The sequence below is a fragment of the Glaciecola sp. MF2-115 genome (assembly GCF_047250385.1).
Lineage (GTDB): Bacteria > Pseudomonadota > Gammaproteobacteria > Enterobacterales > Alteromonadaceae > Glaciecola.
Map to the genome: position 1 here is coordinate 1 of NZ_JBLBVM010000031.1, position 16,180 is coordinate 16,180.

Below are 16,180 nucleotides of genomic sequence, written 5' to 3' on the forward strand. Positions count from 1 at the left end.
GCACTGAGGGATCCCCATTTTTTACGAGGCCATGCTATATATTCGTTTTTTATAGTCTTTGTTAAGATTTCGCACCCCTTGACTGAATAATGCAATCACTCTCCTAAAGGTGAAGTGAATGAGTATGTTTTTGGCGAGACTTAAAAAAGATAACACTCTGCGTACTCTAATGCTGTTGGCCTGAAATTGATAATGCAGTTTTTTACGCTCAGCTTGAAAGCCAATAAACCAAAGTATATTTGTGGCAATACAAGCAATTAAGCAAAGTATTTCGATTCGTTTGACGGATGTAGTTTTACTATTGCGCCATGAGAATCCGTAGCGCTGACTTTTGTCATCTCGGAAGTTCTGTTCTATTTGCATGCGCTTATTGTAATAGGTCACCACTCGTTTAGCGCTTAAGGTGTCATCATTCGTGACCAGTAACCACGGCTCATTGGCGATACTGCGGTAAGTTTTTTCGGCGTCTGGGTATTGATGTCCAGTGCTCTTCCTGCCCTTTGACGCGCCTTTATATACATGAAAGTAAGCACTGCATTGGGTTTTGGATGTCTTACCTAATTTGCCAAGTCCGAGGGCACGGGGTGTGCTTGTTGCCCCTTTCGACAACTTAGAAACTGGTCGCCAATCACCGTGCTCTAATTGGCCATGAATTTGTCCTCTGACCCTTGTCACATGAAACCAACCCAGCGAAGCAATTTTGTGTATCCAAGGCGTCTTGAAGCCGCCATCTGCAATAATATACACCGTGTCTTGCTCACCAAAGAAGCGAGATAAATCATCTAGAAAGGTGTCGTGAATATAGGTTTGTTCAAGCTCTTCTTTTTCAACCACTTGGTTGTACAATACAATTGAACGGCCATCAACCAATAGGCTTGCTCGTAGTACCCAATAATCTGCGTTGCAGCAACCACTCCAGTCCACTGCAACCAAATAAAATGGTAGTTGGGGGACTAATACTTTTGATAGTTGTTGGTAAATTTCTACCTTGTCATTAAAGAGCTTATCGCTTGCCAGCAAGCGGTCAACGCGTTTAATTTTGTGCTTAGTTAAACTTGTTCCTTGCAGGTTTCTCCCTATTGCGGTGAGTGTCAATTCGTCAGAGTTTATCAAACCATCACTGCATTTTAATAAGGTATTTATTCTAGCCTTGTTTAAATTTTCGAAAGACGATTTTAATAAAGTATGGCAATATTGTGTCTTAAACATAGTGGATCTCTTATTTGTTTTTTGGCGAAAATAATAAGATCACAATCCACTATGTTTTTCAAATTTTTGGGGAGCCCTCAGTGCCTTCGCAGGAAAGACGTAGTAGTCGCCGACCTTCGCAGGAAGAAATTCTAAGTGACGCGGTTTACAACAAATCCCGCAGATTCGCGATCCCTTTAGCTCCCTTTTCTTTTCTTTCTTCGGCGCTGGCCTTTTTCTTTTGAAATTCCCATTCAACATCATCTTGTGGAAGCTCATATAAGAAACGAGACGGTTCTGGCTGTATAATTTCACCAAATTGACGGCGCTCTCTGGCAATACTGAAAACGAGTTCTTTCTGGGCGCGAGTAATGCCTACATAAGCTAATCTGCGTTCTTCATCAATATTGTCTTCATCAATGCTGCTTTGATGTGGTAACAGACCTTCTTCCATGCCTACCATGAATACGTAGGGGAACTCTAAGCCCTTCGATGCATGCAGGGTCATCAGTTGCACCTGGTCAGCTTCTGCATCATCTTCACCGCGTTCCATCATATCTCGTAATATGAGTCGATTGACGACCTCTGGCAATGTCATAGGAGCTTCAAGGTCATCTCCCTTGAGCATGCCGTCAATCCAGCCGAATAGAGTACTGATGTTCGCCATAGCCATTTCGGCAGCCTTCGGGCTAGTACTTTGCTCATACAGCCATTCTTCATAGCCCATGGCTTTTATGAAATCTCGCAATACCGCAACGGTATCGCCACGCTGAGCATTATCAGAGGCCTCAACTACCCATCGTGAAAACTGCTCTACAGATTGGAATGCACGTGCACCAAGAATGCTATTTAAGCCGCTGTGACAGCACGCTTCAAACAAACCGATACGGTTAGCATTTGAGAAGTGTCCTACTTTTTCAAGGGTTGCGCGTCCTATCCCACGTGACGGTGTGTTGATAATACGAAGAAGTGCATTATCATCATCTTGATTTACCAGCAAACGCAGGTAAGCCATCACGTCTTTGACTTCTGTTCGACCAAAAAACGATGTACCGCCGCTAATCTTGTAGGGAATACGGTTGGTCATGAGTACTTTTTCAAACAAACGAGATTGGTGATTACCGCGATACAAAATGGCATAGTCACCATAGCCCGTATTATTCATAAAGCGGTGGGCCATTAGTTCGGCGACCACTTTTTCAGCCTCATGCTCTTCATGTTTAGCGACGATAACTTTCAATTTCTCGCCGTAAGCAAGTTCACTAAACAGGCGCTTGTCATAAACATGAGGATTGTTTTGAATTAGGATGTTGGCATTGTGTAATATTCGCCCTGAAGAGCGATAATTTTGTTCCAGTTTAATCAAACGTAAACTCGGGAAATCTTTTTGAAGCAATACTAAGTTTTGTGGCCTTGCACCGCGCCAAGAGTAAATAGATTGATCATCGTCTCCTACCACTGTGAATCTTGCTCGCTGACCCACTAATAGACGAACGAGTTCATACTGACTGGTGTTTGTATCTTGATATTCATCCACCAGCAAGTACTTGAGCATACTTTGCCACTTGTCTCGAACGGCTTCATTGGTCTTAAGAAGCAGCGTAGGAAGTAGTATTAAATCGTCGAAGTCCAAAGCATTATATGCTTTCAAATGTGAGGCATATTGCACATAGTATTTTGCCTGCTCAACTTCACTATCGCCTTGGGCAATTTTTAGTGCCGCTTCAGGCATGATTAAATCGTTTTTCCAGTTTGAGATTCGCGATTGCAAAGCCGAGAGCAGATCTTTATCACCGTCATATTCTGCCTCGGTGAGATCACGTAACAAACTCATCGAGTCCTTATCATCAAAGAGTGAAAAGCCAGCTTTGTAGCCAAGCTGCAATACGTGTTTTTTGATGATGCTTAAACCAAGTGTATGAAAGGTTGATACTTTCAAGCCGCGAGCTTCGGCTTTACCAAGGGTTTGCCCAACCCGTTCCTTCATTTCCCGCGCAGCTTTATTAGTAAATGTCACCGCAGCAATTTGCCTTGCTTTATAACCACATTCACGCACTAGATAAGCAATTTTATTGGTAATTACTCGAGTTTTACCACTGCCCGCACCAGCAAGCACCAAACAGGGACCTGATACATATTCGACGGCTTCTTGTTGGGCATCATTTAAGCGCATTTAGGGTTCTCAAGTGGAAAAGCTAGCAAAGAAATAAATTATAACAAAAGAGCAGTGAATAACGCTTTTTTCTTTTTCATTTACAGCTACAATTATCAGTATCAATGAAAATAAGGATGAACAAATGCTCGATCCGAAGAAACTCGAAGAAATTGCCAAAAATATCAGTGATGCAATACCTGCTGGCGTAAAAAGTATGGCTGGCGAAGCTGAAGGAAAAGTGAAACAAGTTATACAGTCTCAATTGTCTAAACTTGATTTAGTTACGCGTGAAGAGTTTGATGTGCAAAGCCAAGTTCTAATTCGTACTCGTGAGAAATTGGAAGCAATGGAAGCACGTATTGCTGCCTTAGAGTCTGATACAGAATAATAACTCGCAGAAAGATTTGATGTGCTTTTGAGCTTAGGCCTTATAGGCCTAGTTTAAAGCACTTTTCACACTATAGCATCAAGCCGAAAAGCACACCCACTGCAATACTCATCCCAACCCAATGGTTGTGCAAGAAGGCAGCGAAACACGCCTCTCTTTGGCGTGTTTTTATTAGTGTGAATTGGTATATAAACAGCATAGCAGCGCATATCAAAGCCAAGTAAAAACTAAAGTGTAATTGGCTTAAGATCCCAACATACGCAAGTAAGATTAAGGTCACAGTATTTAAGACCACGATCATCGCAACGTCAAAACGTCCGAAAAGAATTGCCGTCGACTTAACGCCAATTTTTAAATCATCTTCCCTATCAACCATTGCGTAAGCGGTATCGTAGGCAACCGTCCAAGTGAGGTTAGCTAGATAGACCAACCAAAGCCAAGCCGGTAATTCTTCCCTAATTGCCATGAATGCCATTGGAATAGACCAACTGAAGGCTGCACCGAGTACAACTTGCGGCAAGTGTGTGTAACGTTTCATAAACGGGTACAAACTTGCTAAAAATAGCGCTCCTAGCGATAGCAAAATTGTTTTTGTATTCAAAAATAAGACAAGAAAGAAAGCAGCCGCGACAAGTAAGAAGAATAACAGCAACGCCTCCTTGGGTTTAACTTCGCCACTGACTAATGGCCTGGCTTGAGTGCGCTCAACTGAGCCATCAACTTTTCGATCCGCATAGTCATTAATGACACAACCTGCGGAGCGCATTAGAAAGACACCAAGTACAAAAATCACGATTATATGCCAGGCAGGAATGCCATTTGCCGCCCATAGCAAGCCCCAAACAGTTGGCCATAACAATAGATATGTACCTATGGGTTTGTCGGCTCGCATTAAGCGCCAGTAAGCATGTCTATTGTGCCAACTAAGCATCACGGTTAAGCATTCTCTTTTGTTTGAGCAGATTCAGGGTGCTGAAGGTAGCTAGGGCAATCGGGTAAAAAGATTTCAGCAACCAGTAAGTGCCAATCCTTGATTTTGAATGCTGAGCGTCGTCCCCATAATTGACCATGCTGTGCATTTTTATCGATGCTAGCAATCGGGTTCTTATCCATTTGAGTAATCACAAACTCACTGCGGACAAAATTATCGTCGTTGAAGATGCGTTGACCAAGAGGCTGATTACCCAATGTAGCCCAAGTTGTTTTGCATAAATGCTCAGGTAAAACACTTCGAGCAAAAACCCAAGGCTTACCGTCCCCATACAAAATAACTTCGCGAATTTGCCATTGATGTTGCTCGTAATCAACTAAAGCAGATTTTTCGTTTTCGTCTGCTTCGATAGTGGCTTGCCCTAACACCCTAACTTCAAAACTGTTAGTAAGTGCCTGCAAACGCTCTGTAAGCGAGCCAGTATGGAGTAACCAATCAGCGAGATGTTGATCAGGAAGTTTGTAGTCTGACGCTTTGTGCCAAACCGCATTAATACCTAAAGGAAAATTATTTATTTGCGACAAGTGATTTAGAAAATTGAGTTTGATCCGATATAATAAGTCTAACACAGCAAAGATTATATCTGCATCCGTATTGTTCATCCCTAAAGGCGCTAACATGATAATTTTGCATAAATCATACGAAACACAAGCTGCATCGACTACAAACCATCAATATTTCGAAGTAGTGATGAAAAGTGTTTTGCTAATCGGCATGCTTTTTTGTTTCTTTGCTATGCCAACATCACTCCATGCGCAAGAACAGCCCACTGGACCACAATATGCTTATGTCGGTTTAGAGCCGGATATTGTGACAAATTATGCGGGCGATAACTCTAAGAAACTCGGCTACGTTCGCGTGACAATAGAGATGATGGTGCTGGACCCTTCCAAAATTGTGGACGTTGAACACCACATGCCTCTGCTTAGAGCTACCGCAATAGAAGTATTCGGCGCTCAACCGGAAGATAAAATTCGTTCGCTAACAGGTCGTGAAGATATCCGCAGAATGGTCTTGCAGAAATTTAAAGATATTATGAAGCGTGAAACTGGTGAAGATGTAATAGAGAACATTATCTTCACCAAGTACTTACGTCAGGGCGGTTAGGCGCTGAACTGCTAACTATCAGGTCCGCTTGCGAGCGCCCGCGAGTTGGTGTGTCGCAAGGGCCATTAAACAGCCTGAGATTAAGCCAAACAAGTGCGCTTCGTTCGCCATATTCACCCAGAGAACATCAAAATAGCCCAATGCTAGCCAGCCGAGTAGGAAGATCACTAGGTTTGTAGGCAAACCAATTCCCCATTGCGGACGCAATAAACCAATCCACCAGACGAAACCAAACAAGGCATAAACCACGCCAGATAAGCCACCAAAATTAGGGCCTGTTACTAATAGTTGTGCAATATTCGAACTAATGGCGGCAATCGAGAATATGATAACTAACAACCATGTACCGAAAATGCGTTCAAGCTGTGAACCCAGCACCCACCACCAAATTAAGTTAAAAATGATATGGATAACGCTGAAATGAATAAAGGCCGGTGTAAACAAGCGCCACCACTCATGACTTTGACTTAATTCAGTAAAACTACGAATGGTAAAAATTTGGTAGATTGCGTCGAATGCGCCTAAATAACTTATTGCGAACACCGCCAGGCAGATAAACATGACCAAGGACATAAAGGGGGTAGATTTGAGATCTTGCAACCAATTAGGTGCTGTTGATCGATTGCTTCTAAGGCCTTTGCTTTTATTTTTGTCACTGTCGAATACGGAGCCCACTTCCCAAGCTGCCTGTTGATATTTAGCTTGATTAGGATTTGCGACAAAGTCTTCGGCAATCACTAAGGCTTTAGCGACATCATTTGGGTTAATGACCACAATTTGAAAGTGTAGATTATCAACCTTGTCGTCGCTTGGTGCATTATCATCGTTTGCAGAAACTTCCGGCTTTCCTTTTACAATTCGAACGTCAATATTAGAACTGGTGAGGAAGTCAGCGAGTAAACGGGCTGGCTTTTTGTCAGAAAAAGCCAGAATAGGCGTACCTTCACCGCTAGTATGACTCAAGATTGGTCGCCTTTTTCATCACTACCTGATTGAGTTTCATATTGCATTCGCCACATTTCGAAGCCGCCATCCATGCTGTAAACCTCTTCGAAGCCTTGATGCAGCATGTACTGTGCAGCTTGTTGACTGCTATGACCGTGATAACAAACGACAACGACAGGAGTGTCGAAGTCATTAGCATCAATGAAGCGCTGGATGCTGCCATTCGTTAAATGAAAAGCCCCCGGAATGTGGGCTTGTTCAAACGACTGGTCATCACGAATATCAACTATTTTCACAGCACCCGCATCTAGCTTCGCTTTTGTGTCTACTATCGAAATGTGTTCAAAGTTTTCCATTATTCTAACCTTGCCAATCTAATAGTACTTTACCGCTTTGACCTGAGCCCATGACTTCAAAGCCTTTAGCAAAGTCATCGACACCAAATTTGTGAGTAATGATTGGACTCAAATCTAAGCCACTTTGCAGTAAGCTAACCATCTTATACCAAGTTTCGAACATCTCACGGCCGTAAATACCTTTGATGGTTAAGCCTTTGAATATGACTTTGTTCCAATCAACCGCAACAGACTGTGGTGGAATACCGAGCATCGCTATTTTTCCACCGTGATTCATCTTATCTAGCATGTCGCGAAACGCTGAAGGGACGCCTGACATTTCTAGACCAATGTCGAAACCTTCCGTCATGCCTAGTTCGCTCATCACGTCTTTCAGGTTCTCAGAAGCCACATTGACCACACGTGTAGCACCCATCTCTTTTGCTAGATTGAGTCTGTAATCGTTTACGTCGGTGATCACAACGTAGCGTGCACCTACGTGTTTAGCCACCGCTGCAGCCATAATACCGATTGGGCCAGCGCCCGTAATCAATACGTCTTCACCCACTAAATCAAATGACAATGCCGTATGTACCGCGTTACCAAAGGGGTCAAAAATCGCAGCCATATCATCGCTAATATTAGCTGGAATTTTAAAAGCATTGAATGCCGGTATCACAAGGTATTCCGCAAATGCGCCTTGACGGTTTACGCCAACACCCGTTGTGTTGCGACAAAGATGCCTGCGTCCTGCACGACAGTTTCTGCAGTGCCCACAGGTAATATGGCCTTCACCAGAAACACGATCGCCTATTTTGAAACCGGAAACCTCTTGGCCTATTTCAACAACTTCACCCACATATTCATGACCAACGATCATTGGCACAGGGATAGTTTGCTGCGACCACTCATCCCAATTGAAGATATGCATGTCAGTTCCGCAAATGGCTGTTTTGCGAATTTTGATCATCAAATCATTCGCACCAATTTCTGGCATAGGATTATCTGTCATCCACATGCCTGGCTCGCGATGCAGTTTCGCTAATGATTTCATTTGTTTTGCTTTGGCTTCATTTGCAGGTGAATTCATTAAATAACTCCTAACTCTTTACCCACTTCGATAAAGGCATCAACGGCTTTATCAATATGAGCAATGCTGTGTGCGGCCGACATTTGTGTGCGAATTCTCGCTTTGCCTTTTGGCACAACAGGGAATGAGAAACCGACTACATAAATACCGCGTTCTAACATTTTATCTGCCATGTCACTGGCTAGTTTGGCGTCACCTAGCATGACTGGAATAATTGCGTGGTCTTTACCTGAAAGAGTAAAACCAGCGTCTTCCATGCGTGTTCTGAAGTGCACAGAGTTGCGAATTAAAGCGTCACGTAGGTCTTTGCCGTCCGCCATCATATCGAACACTTTCAACGAGGCTGAGACAATAGGTGGAGCAACTGAGTTTGAGAACAAGTAAGGTCTTGAGCGTTGACGTAACCACTCAACGACTTCTTTCTTTCCTGAGGTATAACCGCCTGATGCGCCACCAAGGGCTTTACCCAAGGTACCAGTAAGAATATCAACACGGCCCATGACATCACAATACTCATGACTACCACGACCATTCTCACCAACGAAACCTGTTGCATGACAGTCATCGACCATCACCATCGCATCGTATTTGTCAGCCAGATCACAAATGCCTTTGAGGTTGGCAATAACGCCATCCATCGAGAAAACGCCATCAGTGGCGATAAGCTTGAATCTAGCACCGTCAGCCGTCGCTTGTTTTAACTGCTCTTCGAGTGCTTGCATATCGTTACTCGCATAACGATAGCGCTTAGCTTTACTCAAGCGCACGCCATCAATAATACTGGCATGATTAAGCGCATCAGAAATAACAGCGTCTTCGGCCTCTAAGACGGTTTCAAACAAACCGCCGTTGGCATCGAAACATGAAGGATACAAAATAGTATCTTCAGTTCCTAAGAACTCACTGATTTTCTTTTCTAACTGTTTATGAATGTCCTGCGTACCGCAAATAAAGCGTACTGATGCAACACCAAAGCCATGCGTATCTAAACCATGTTTAGCTGCTGCGATTAGATCAGGATGGTTCGCCAAACCTAAATAGTTATTTGCACAGAAATTGATGACGTGTTTATTGTCTGTTACCGTAATATCCGCGTGCTGTTGCGATGTAATAACGCGCTCTTTTTTGTACAAACCATCGTTTTTCGTGGCGTCCAATTGAGCTTGAATGTGTGAGATGAAACCTTGCGACATAGATTAACCCTCAAAGGAGTGAAAGCTAGTGTATTGGGCCTATTGCAGCCCACCGCTTTATAAGTGAATTTTCGACCTGCGTATTGTCCAGTATTGTTTACTCGCTGTCTAGTTTACCTAGTGCTTGATCGACCTTTTTCAATACAGTTTGTACCAGTAGATACGTCATTAAATGTTTACCCTTGGCGCGAGCCCCCCAAGGAAGGTAAACCCACTCTTTACCCTTTTGGCCTTTTATTTGAACGTCGTACACTGATGCTACATAATCTTGCGACAAATAAGGGCCTGTGCGGCGGTAATTACTATGCGCATATAAGCCAACAACCGGCGTGCCCATGGTGGTTGCCATATGCGCAGGGCCAGTGTCTGGCGCAATGACAAGTTTTGCGTCCGCCAGCACCGCGAGCATTTGTTTCAAGGTAGTTTTTGCAACCAGATTCAAATCAATGATGTCTGGTGTTGCCAATATTTCCGCAGAAATTGCCGCATCTACGGGACCAGGTCCACCACAAAGCACAACTTTATAACCATTTTTGATCAAATGTTGGGCGACAGCTACATACCCATGCACTGTCCAATTCCGTTCGGCTTTTGAAGCTGCGGGACTAATCACTGCGTACTGACCTAAGCCTGCAGTTTGCTCTTTGGCCCATTGCCAATCGGCTTCATCGAGGGGCATGTCCCACTGCGGCGTTTCATCTTTAGGAATACCCAGCTTGTCAGCAAAGCCCATAAAGCCTTCCAAGACGTGCGCATATTTTTTGGCTTCAATTCGTTCATTCGTAAATAACCAATGACCTTCTTTGCTGCGCTTCCAATCGAAACCAATGCGGCGCTTAGCCTTCACCACTCGAGATAACAAATTGGCCCGAAGCGCCACTTGCATAACGAACAGTGCATCAAAAGTTCGGCCACCAAGCGCTTCTTTCACTGCTTGTTTTGCTTGCTTGCCGCCTTTCTTATCATAAACAATAAACTCAACACCGGGCATGCCCTTTAGCAATTGGTGTTCAATTTTACCGATGATCCAAGTGATTTTTATATCGGGACGATGACGACGAATACGCGTGACCATGGCAACGGCATGGCAGACATCACCAATGGCTGATAATCGTAAAATACAAAGTTGAAAAGCTTGGCTCAATTGAATTCCATTAGGCTAAGTGCATGATTTTTTGATATGTTACACCATATTGCTAGTTTTTGAAGCGCACACCATTAAAATGCCATTGATCGAGACTTTTCCCCTTGGAAAAAATCAGTTTATTTTGCTACCAAAGCAAAGTCCCTGGGCACCTTTAAATAACTCCTTGGACGATCACCTTGATAGTACACATAAACTTTTCAATCCCGCTTATTTGAAAGCAGAGAATTTAATCACGAACACTGCCACTGGTCGCGGTACGGTGTATTTTTTCGAAGCCTTTCAAGAGCAATGTGTTTTGCGCCACTACTATCGTGGTGGCTTAATCGCAAAATTATCCAAAGACACGTTTATCTACCCTGGCTTGGAAAAGACACGCCCGTTTCAAGAATTAAGTTTGCTAACGAGTTTGTATAACGCTGGGCTAAAAGTCGCCAAGCCCCTTGCGGCTAAAGTCACTCGCTCAGCTTTTACTTACACTGCAGATATCATTACTGGTGCAATTGACCATGCTCAAGAACTGCATGATTTCATTTTGCAAAGCCCACTAGAGCCATCAGTTTGGAAACAAATAGGCGCGACCCTGCGTCAAATGCACGATCTACAAGCCTGCCACTACGACATTAACGTTAAAAATGTCCTCTTGCAGCAAGTTCCAGTAGAAGAGGCCGAATTGGCTGCTATCAATATTTATTTGTTAGATTTCGACGGATGTAAGATCCGCACAGGTGAACAATGGAAAAAGGCTAATTTAGAAAGGTTCAAACGTTCACTAGAAAAGCAAAAAGCTAAGTTCTCGACATATTACTATGATGATGACTGCTGGGGTTTTATTGAGGCTGGTTACCACCGTTAAGTGAGGTGCTTATCTGTGCTTTGGCTCAATATGCTTCACCATACATGCAAACTCTTTTAACTCAGCTTCTGAATATTGGGTATGGACGCGGGAAGTTTAAGTCGAGCAATCCTCTCTTTTTACTTAATCAAATACATAGGTAGCATTTAAATATAGCAAGGCTTCGACATCATCATCTTCAGTGACGAACTGGCGTGACTCTATGCTACCACCGGCTTTTAATAACCAATTTCCGAACGGGCGCTGATAGAAACCACTCAATTGGATAAGATCTTCGGTGACGTCATCCGTCAGGACAGGTGAAGGTCTTGTGCCATCAGGATTCAACTCAGCTTTGCGTAAGACGAGCTCTGCGATTGCACCGCCATCGAAGCGTATATTGGCGCCTAAGGTTATTTGCTTTGCATCACTGTCGAAAGTGCTGCCAATTGCCCTGCCTCTGTAACGATAACCGCTTGAATAAACGCCATTTTCGTAATAGCAGTTTGTGATCGTGCTGCCATCGCCAGCACAAGCGATGTTTGTATCACTGCTTTCAAGATACACTTTTGTATTAGCAATGTAAGTTGACACACCAAATAAGGTTGCTTGGTCAGTGATATTGACACCGCTCACCGCATCTTCACCAATACGTTGTGCGTAAACAGATATTGGGCGGTCTAAGAAATGAAAACTGTATTTCATATCAAAACCGGCTAAATGATTACCTTGCTTGGTTATTTGTGAATCTTCACATTCATCTAATTCGTTAATGCAAACGCCACGAAAGGTAATCACATCGATAAAGGTGCCCAAACTTCTTGGCTGGCCATCACCACCCCACATGGCTGCCCATGACGCGCCAAATTCAAAACGTTCGAAGGGGCTGATGGTGAATCGACTTAAAAATAGCTTCGTGTTTGGTACTGCGCGTTCACTTTCTAGTTGACCTAATTGTGTAGTGAAATACCAAGGGCCCATCCATGATAACCAGGGGCTGTCTGATGCCGTTGCGACTGAACGCGATAGGGCTACGGTAGGAATGGGGCGCGTATTATTCGATAGAATTAAACTACTCGATTGAGCTGGTCCCCACCACTGATCAATGGAGCCTGCGCGTATATTCCAGTCACCGAACTGATAGGCCAGAAAACTATTGTCTAAGTTCTTTTCGCCACCAGCTTGGTAATTGATACTTAATTGACCACTAAATCGTTTCCAGTAAAACTCATTGGTTATTTTTAGTGAAGCTTTGATATCACTGATGCCGTCAAAAGAAGTGAGTCTGGGTTCGTCACTCGCGCCCTGTATTTCAACAAAAGTTCTGCGTTGTGCGCGTTTTTGTAAGTTAAGGTAATGACTTAGACGTTGTGCAGCCTGTTTTGGCATGCTTGCCATTTCACTTATATCTAAAGCTAATATTTGATCTGCAACACCTTTCCACGGCACAGGGTAAGTAAGAACAGTAGCGTCTAAATAGCCCCATTCTTGTAACGTTTGAAGGTCATAATGCAATTGTTTGTCAACCGTCCCAACCCAAGGCGAAGCTTGCGTTGCACAGGAAAACACAAAGGAGAAAAAGAGAATAGCGAAGAAACGAAAATTCACGAAGTTTTACCAATCCATATTAATATAAAATTCCAGTGCTAATATTATCGCATTGGCATACAGTTAAACACTTAATATCGATAAATAATTGCAATTATTGTCAGCTTTCAGTTACTGTCTGTCTCCACTTTAAAATAACAGCACAGGCATAAGTAGGGATGACACAAATAAAAGCGATTTACCCTGGCACATTTGATCCTATCACTAATGGTCATGCTGACCTGATAGGCAGAGCATCGAAAATGTTCTCTCATGTCATGGTAGCGGTTGCTTATAATCCTAACAAGCAACCTCTATTCACCTTGGACGAGCGAGTCGCCTTAGTCAAAGAGGCCACAGAGCATCTGCCGAATGTGGAAGTGAAAGGATTTACTGGTTTGCTTGCGGACCTAGCTCGAACCGAAGGTGCGAACATCCTCATTCGAGGCTTGCGTGCCGTATCCGACTTCGAATTTGAATTTCAATTAGCCAATATGAACCGTCGACTTAATCGCGATCTGGAAAGCGTCTTTTTGACTCCTTCCGAAGAAAACTCGTTTATTTCTTCAACCCTTGTTAAGGAAGTCGCTTTGCATAACGGTGACGTTAGTGAGTTTTGCTCGCCTCATGTTAGGGATGCATTGAAGAATCGATTACACCCTGTTTCTGAGTAAGTCATAAGCCTTTTTAGCTGATAACTAATTTGGTCGATGACTACTGTAGTTAATAACAACCTTGGTTAATAACAACTTTGGTTAATAACAACCTTGATAAATAACTACTTTGGTTAATAGCTACTTTGAGAAACGTTTACTTCTGGCAATGAATACAATAAAAAGTATTGCGTTGCCCGATAACCACCGAACGAATCGGCGTCTGACAAACGTCGCACTCCTCACCTTTGCGGCCATAGACCAAAAGCTTCTGAGCGAAGTAGCCCGGGTTCCCATCAGCTTGAGCAAAGTCTTTAAGCGTGGTACCACCTTGATTTATTGCATCGGCTAATACTTCTTTAATATTTTTAGTCAGTAGCTGATAGCGTTTCAGACTCACTTTACCTGCAGCTCTTCTGGGATCAATACCTGATTTAAACAAGGATTCATTGGCGTAGATATTTCCAACGCCCACAACAACTGCATTGTCCATGATGAAGCTTTTGACCGGTGATAACTTACCGCGCGACTTGCTAAACAAAACATCTGCATCAAAGTCGTCTGTTAGAGGCTCAGGTCCAAGTGAACGTAAGATTTTCAAAGGTGCTTCTGTGTTTGCCTGCCATAAACACGAGCCAAAGCGCCGTGCATCATTGAATACCAACTTCTTGCCAGTTTTCAGTTCGATCTCAATATGATCATGCTTTTGCTTAGGTAGTGACGTATCTACAACGCGCATTTTTCCCGACATACCTAGGTGCATCACTAAGGCACCTACATTTGTATTAATAAATAAGTACTTTGCACGACGTGTAACTGAGTTAATTTTTTGCTGGCAAGCTAACTGTACTTCATCCGGCACCATCCATCTTAGTTGTGGTTGATGAACCACAATCTTATTGATGATACTGCCTTCCAAGAAAGGGGCTATTCCGAGTTTGGTGACCTCGACTTCAGGTAATTCAGGCATAGATTAAGTTACCACTGTGTAAGTTGCTCAACAGTTGGGAAGTCCAATAACATGACTTCATCGTTGAACATTAAGTAAGTTTGTTGATTGATCGTTTTAATTGGCAACACACGTCCATTGCGCTCCCCCGCCAACCAGAGAACCACAACATGATCAGGTGGCTGCAATGCTTCTGCCGCTACATCATTTTGAGATTTAACTAGGGCGCGCTGCCAGTTATCGACCAAAGCAGCTAACTGAAGGGCGCTCACATCTGCTTGTGAGGATAATGCTGGGCTCGAAGATGAAAACCGCCATGTTTGACCCGCCCGCTCAATAACATCTTGGTCGATTTGTAAGCTCAGTAAAATGCCGCCCTCTTCAATAATGGGCTGAGATAAATCTGAATCATTTTGTTTAAAGCTACTTAGATTAAGCATCAAGATCATCGCCAACATGGCAAAAATGATAACGTTATTCCACGCTTTTTGAGATAGTCGAACCATGCTGGTTCCTCATTCATTTATTATTCTGGACGATAGCAATAAGCCTAGGACAATTTAGTCCATGGCCAATAATTTTCTTGCTTGCGCAATTTCAAATTTCGAATCAAGTTAGCCGGCTTTTTCTTTTTCGCTTTAAGGCCCTGTTCAACACATTGAATAGCAGCATCAATCACTCTACTCGATGCTTTGCCATCCGAGGTAGGATGATACTCTGCAGAAAACTGGTCAAAGTTTTTGTCTTGTGTTTCAGTATTGGTAAACACACTCTCGATATTTGCCTGAAGTTGGCTTGGATCATTGAAATCGATAATGAATTCATCTGGTTTCGAATTTCGATATGTGATCACCGGTTTGCGCAGCAGTAAAGACTCCGCAATAGCAGAAGAAGTGTCTGATAAAACTAAGTCACACGCTTTAATAAGACTCATGAGATCTGCTTTCGCATAAACGCTCACATTATCGAACTGCTCCGCCATAAGAGCGTATTTAGCAATCACCTCTTTATCCATTTTCGGATGAAACTTCACAACCCAATCATATTCATTACTTTTTGCGAGCCTTGTAATTTCAGGTAGCAAGTCTGTTGTGCTAGTTAGACTTGGCGAAAATGTAGGTAGATAAAGGATCTGTTTTCTATCGTGTTTTGTGTTTGTGTTTTGTAAGGGAAAAACGTTGTCCATTTTTGGCCAGCCCGTTTCCACAACATCAAAATAACCATACTGCTTGGCAAATTCGTCAAATTTTCGAGTAAATAGTGGACCCTGTGTGCAATACAAATCGAAGGAGCCGCGAATTCTAAAGTGTCCTTTCTTCTTCCATTCAAAGCCATGAAAAACTTGCACTTTCAAACCTGGAATAAAGTCTGGAACGACGTTGCCAGTAACAAATATAGCATCCGCCTTAAACGCAATTGCCTCAGAGATAGAACGAGTCACATTCTCTTGTTCATCAAATAACTCACTTTTTACATCACGGCCTAAAGCTAACCACAGCACTTGATCGCCACGAGCTTTCATTTCAGCCTGCATTGGCCTTAGTATCTCGAAGGTGTAGTTTTGCTGAATGAGTAATATGAATTTGTATGTTTTCATTGAGTTATGTAATGCAAAATCTC

The 16,180-nt window shown here is 43.1% G+C and carries 17 protein-coding genes; 4 read left to right on the forward strand and 13 right to left on the reverse strand.

Annotated features, from left to right (window positions below; translation table 11 throughout):
* Nucleotides 1-21: 21 nt before the first annotated feature.
* Both ACKLNX_RS01180 and rep read right to left on the reverse strand, forming a co-directional pair.
* Nucleotides 22-1,209 carry an IS4 family transposase gene (locus ACKLNX_RS01180; protein ID WP_412970919.1) on the reverse strand — a complete coding sequence of 396 codons (1,188 nt, stop codon included), beginning with the start codon at nucleotides 1,207-1,209 and terminating at the stop codon, nucleotides 22-24.
* A gap of 145 nt (nucleotides 1,210-1,354) precedes the next feature.
* Nucleotides 1,355-3,361 (reverse strand): DNA helicase Rep, encoded by a 2,007-nt coding sequence (gene rep, locus ACKLNX_RS01185; protein WP_411692367.1) that lies wholly within the window; start codon nucleotides 3,359-3,361, stop codon nucleotides 1,355-1,357.
* Between the two features lie 124 nt (nucleotides 3,362-3,485).
* On the opposite strand from rep, the gene ubiK reads away from it, so the two are divergent.
* Nucleotides 3,486-3,731 carry a ubiquinone biosynthesis accessory factor UbiK gene (gene ubiK, locus ACKLNX_RS01190; protein ID WP_412970920.1) on the forward strand — a complete coding sequence of 82 codons (246 nt, stop codon included), beginning with the start codon at nucleotides 3,486-3,488 and terminating at the stop codon, nucleotides 3,729-3,731.
* A gap of 70 nt (nucleotides 3,732-3,801) precedes the next feature.
* Here the strand turns inward: ubiK and ubiA are convergent, their stop codons facing one another.
* Together ubiA and ACKLNX_RS01200 are read right to left on the reverse strand one after the other, a co-directional pair.
* Nucleotides 3,802-4,662 (reverse strand): 4-hydroxybenzoate octaprenyltransferase, encoded by an 861-nt coding sequence (gene ubiA, locus ACKLNX_RS01195; RefSeq protein WP_411692885.1) that lies wholly within the window; start codon nucleotides 4,660-4,662, stop codon nucleotides 3,802-3,804.
* A 5-nt stretch (nucleotides 4,663-4,667) separates the two neighbouring features.
* The gene (locus ACKLNX_RS01200) at nucleotides 4,668-5,342 is read right to left on the reverse strand and encodes a chorismate--pyruvate lyase family protein (RefSeq protein WP_411692365.1); all 675 of its coding nucleotides are present in this window, start codon (nucleotides 5,340-5,342) and stop codon (nucleotides 4,668-4,670) included.
* A 70-nt stretch (nucleotides 5,343-5,412) separates the two neighbouring features.
* On the opposite strand from ACKLNX_RS01200, the gene ACKLNX_RS01205 reads away from it, so the two are divergent.
* Entirely contained in the window at nucleotides 5,413-5,829 is a 417-nt protein-coding gene (locus ACKLNX_RS01205) for a flagellar basal body-associated protein FliL (protein WP_412970941.1), read from the forward strand.
* An 18-nt stretch (nucleotides 5,830-5,847) separates the two neighbouring features.
* Here the strand turns inward: ACKLNX_RS01205 and glpG are convergent, their stop codons facing one another.
* The 5 genes from glpG to ACKLNX_RS01230 all read right to left on the reverse strand — a co-directional run bounded on the left by glpG (nucleotide 5,848) and on the right by ACKLNX_RS01230 (nucleotide 10,536).
* Nucleotides 5,848-6,792, reverse strand: a complete 945-nt coding sequence (glpG, locus tag ACKLNX_RS01210) for a rhomboid family intramembrane serine protease GlpG (RefSeq protein WP_412970921.1) — start codon at nucleotides 6,790-6,792, stop codon at nucleotides 5,848-5,850.
* Entirely contained in the window at nucleotides 6,789-7,130 is a 342-nt protein-coding gene (gene glpE, locus ACKLNX_RS01215; protein WP_411692363.1) for a thiosulfate sulfurtransferase GlpE, read from the reverse strand. Before glpE ends, glpG begins: the two co-directional genes overlap by 4 nt.
* 4 nt (nucleotides 7,131-7,134) lie before the next feature.
* Complete coding sequence (tdh, locus tag ACKLNX_RS01220; protein WP_411692883.1) at nucleotides 7,135-8,163, reverse strand: L-threonine 3-dehydrogenase; 1,029 nt, start codon at nucleotides 8,161-8,163, stop codon at nucleotides 7,135-7,137.
* Nucleotides 8,164-8,198: 35 nt separating this feature from the next.
* Nucleotides 8,199-9,392, reverse strand: a complete 1,194-nt coding sequence (kbl, locus tag ACKLNX_RS01225; protein WP_411692362.1) for a glycine C-acetyltransferase — start codon at nucleotides 9,390-9,392, stop codon at nucleotides 8,199-8,201.
* A gap of 97 nt (nucleotides 9,393-9,489) precedes the next feature.
* Complete coding sequence (locus ACKLNX_RS01230; RefSeq protein ID WP_412970922.1) at nucleotides 9,490-10,536, reverse strand: glycosyltransferase family 9 protein; 1,047 nt, start codon at nucleotides 10,534-10,536, stop codon at nucleotides 9,490-9,492.
* Between the two features lie 79 nt (nucleotides 10,537-10,615).
* Between ACKLNX_RS01230 and ACKLNX_RS01235 the strand changes: the two genes are divergently transcribed.
* A complete protein-coding gene (locus tag ACKLNX_RS01235) occupies nucleotides 10,616-11,392 on the forward strand; it encodes a 3-deoxy-D-manno-octulosonic acid kinase (protein ID WP_412970923.1) in 777 nt (258 codons plus the stop codon).
* Between the two features lie 123 nt (nucleotides 11,393-11,515).
* Here ACKLNX_RS01235 and ACKLNX_RS01240 read toward each other — a convergent pair whose 3' ends face one another.
* The gene (locus tag ACKLNX_RS01240) at nucleotides 11,516-12,979 is read right to left on the reverse strand and encodes a capsule assembly Wzi family protein (protein WP_412970924.1); all 1,464 of its coding nucleotides are present in this window, start codon (nucleotides 12,977-12,979) and stop codon (nucleotides 11,516-11,518) included.
* 158 nt (nucleotides 12,980-13,137) lie between these two features.
* On the opposite strand from ACKLNX_RS01240, the gene coaD reads away from it, so the two are divergent.
* Nucleotides 13,138-13,632: a pantetheine-phosphate adenylyltransferase gene (gene coaD / locus ACKLNX_RS01245; protein WP_411692358.1), complete on the forward strand. Its 495-nt coding sequence runs from the start codon at nucleotides 13,138-13,140 to the stop codon at nucleotides 13,630-13,632.
* A 136-nt stretch (nucleotides 13,633-13,768) separates the two neighbouring features.
* On the opposite strand, the gene mutM is transcribed toward coaD, so the two are convergent.
* The 3 genes from mutM to ACKLNX_RS01260 are packed head-to-tail and all read right to left on the reverse strand — an operon-like array spanning nucleotide 13,769 to nucleotide 16,157.
* Nucleotides 13,769-14,581, reverse strand: coding sequence for a bifunctional DNA-formamidopyrimidine glycosylase/DNA-(apurinic or apyrimidinic site) lyase (gene mutM / locus ACKLNX_RS01250; RefSeq protein WP_412970925.1), 813 nt, complete (start codon nucleotides 14,579-14,581; stop codon nucleotides 13,769-13,771).
* A gap of 8 nt (nucleotides 14,582-14,589) precedes the next feature.
* Nucleotides 14,590-15,066, reverse strand: a complete 477-nt coding sequence (locus ACKLNX_RS01255; RefSeq protein WP_412970926.1) for a hypothetical protein — start codon at nucleotides 15,064-15,066, stop codon at nucleotides 14,590-14,592.
* A gap of 44 nt (nucleotides 15,067-15,110) precedes the next feature.
* Entirely contained in the window at nucleotides 15,111-16,157 is a 1,047-nt protein-coding gene (locus tag ACKLNX_RS01260) for a CDP-glycerol glycerophosphotransferase family protein (protein WP_412970927.1), read from the reverse strand.
* Nucleotides 16,158-16,180: the final 23 nt, after the last annotated feature.

Bases quoted from the DNA above. Each gene is read 5' to 3' on its own strand.
- ACKLNX_RS01180 (WP_412970919.1), bottom strand. From the start codon at position 1,209: ATGTTTAAGACACAATATTGCCATACTTTATTAAAATCGTCTTTCGAA.
- rep (WP_411692367.1), bottom strand. From the start codon at position 3,361: ATGCGCTTAAATGATGCCCAACAAGAAGCCGTCGAATATGTATCAGGT.
- ubiK (WP_412970920.1), top strand. From the start codon at position 3,486: ATGCTCGATCCGAAGAAACTCGAAGAAATTGCCAAAAATATCAGTGAT.
- ubiA (WP_411692885.1), bottom strand. From the start codon at position 4,662: ATGCTTAGTTGGCACAATAGACATGCTTACTGGCGCTTAATGCGAGCC.
- ACKLNX_RS01200 (WP_411692365.1), bottom strand. From the start codon at position 5,342: ATGTTAGCGCCTTTAGGGATGAACAATACGGATGCAGATATAATCTTT.
- ACKLNX_RS01205 (WP_412970941.1), top strand. From the start codon at position 5,413: ATGAAAAGTGTTTTGCTAATCGGCATGCTTTTTTGTTTCTTTGCTATG.
- glpE (WP_411692363.1), bottom strand. From the start codon at position 7,130: ATGGAAAACTTTGAACACATTTCGATAGTAGACACAAAAGCGAAGCTA.
- tdh (WP_411692883.1), bottom strand. From the start codon at position 8,163: ATGAAATCATTAGCGAAACTGCATCGCGAGCCAGGCATGTGGATGACA.
- kbl (WP_411692362.1), bottom strand. From the start codon at position 9,392: ATGTCGCAAGGTTTCATCTCACACATTCAAGCTCAATTGGACGCCACG.
- ACKLNX_RS01235 (WP_412970923.1), top strand. From the start codon at position 10,616: ATGCCATTGATCGAGACTTTTCCCCTTGGAAAAAATCAGTTTATTTTG.
- coaD (WP_411692358.1), top strand. From the start codon at position 13,138: ATGACACAAATAAAAGCGATTTACCCTGGCACATTTGATCCTATCACT.
- mutM (WP_412970925.1), bottom strand. From the start codon at position 14,581: ATGCCTGAATTACCTGAAGTCGAGGTCACCAAACTCGGAATAGCCCCT.
- ACKLNX_RS01255 (WP_412970926.1), bottom strand. From the start codon at position 15,066: ATGGTTCGACTATCTCAAAAAGCGTGGAATAACGTTATCATTTTTGCC.
- ACKLNX_RS01260 (WP_412970927.1), bottom strand. From the start codon at position 16,157: ATGAAAACATACAAATTCATATTACTCATTCAGCAAAACTACACCTTC.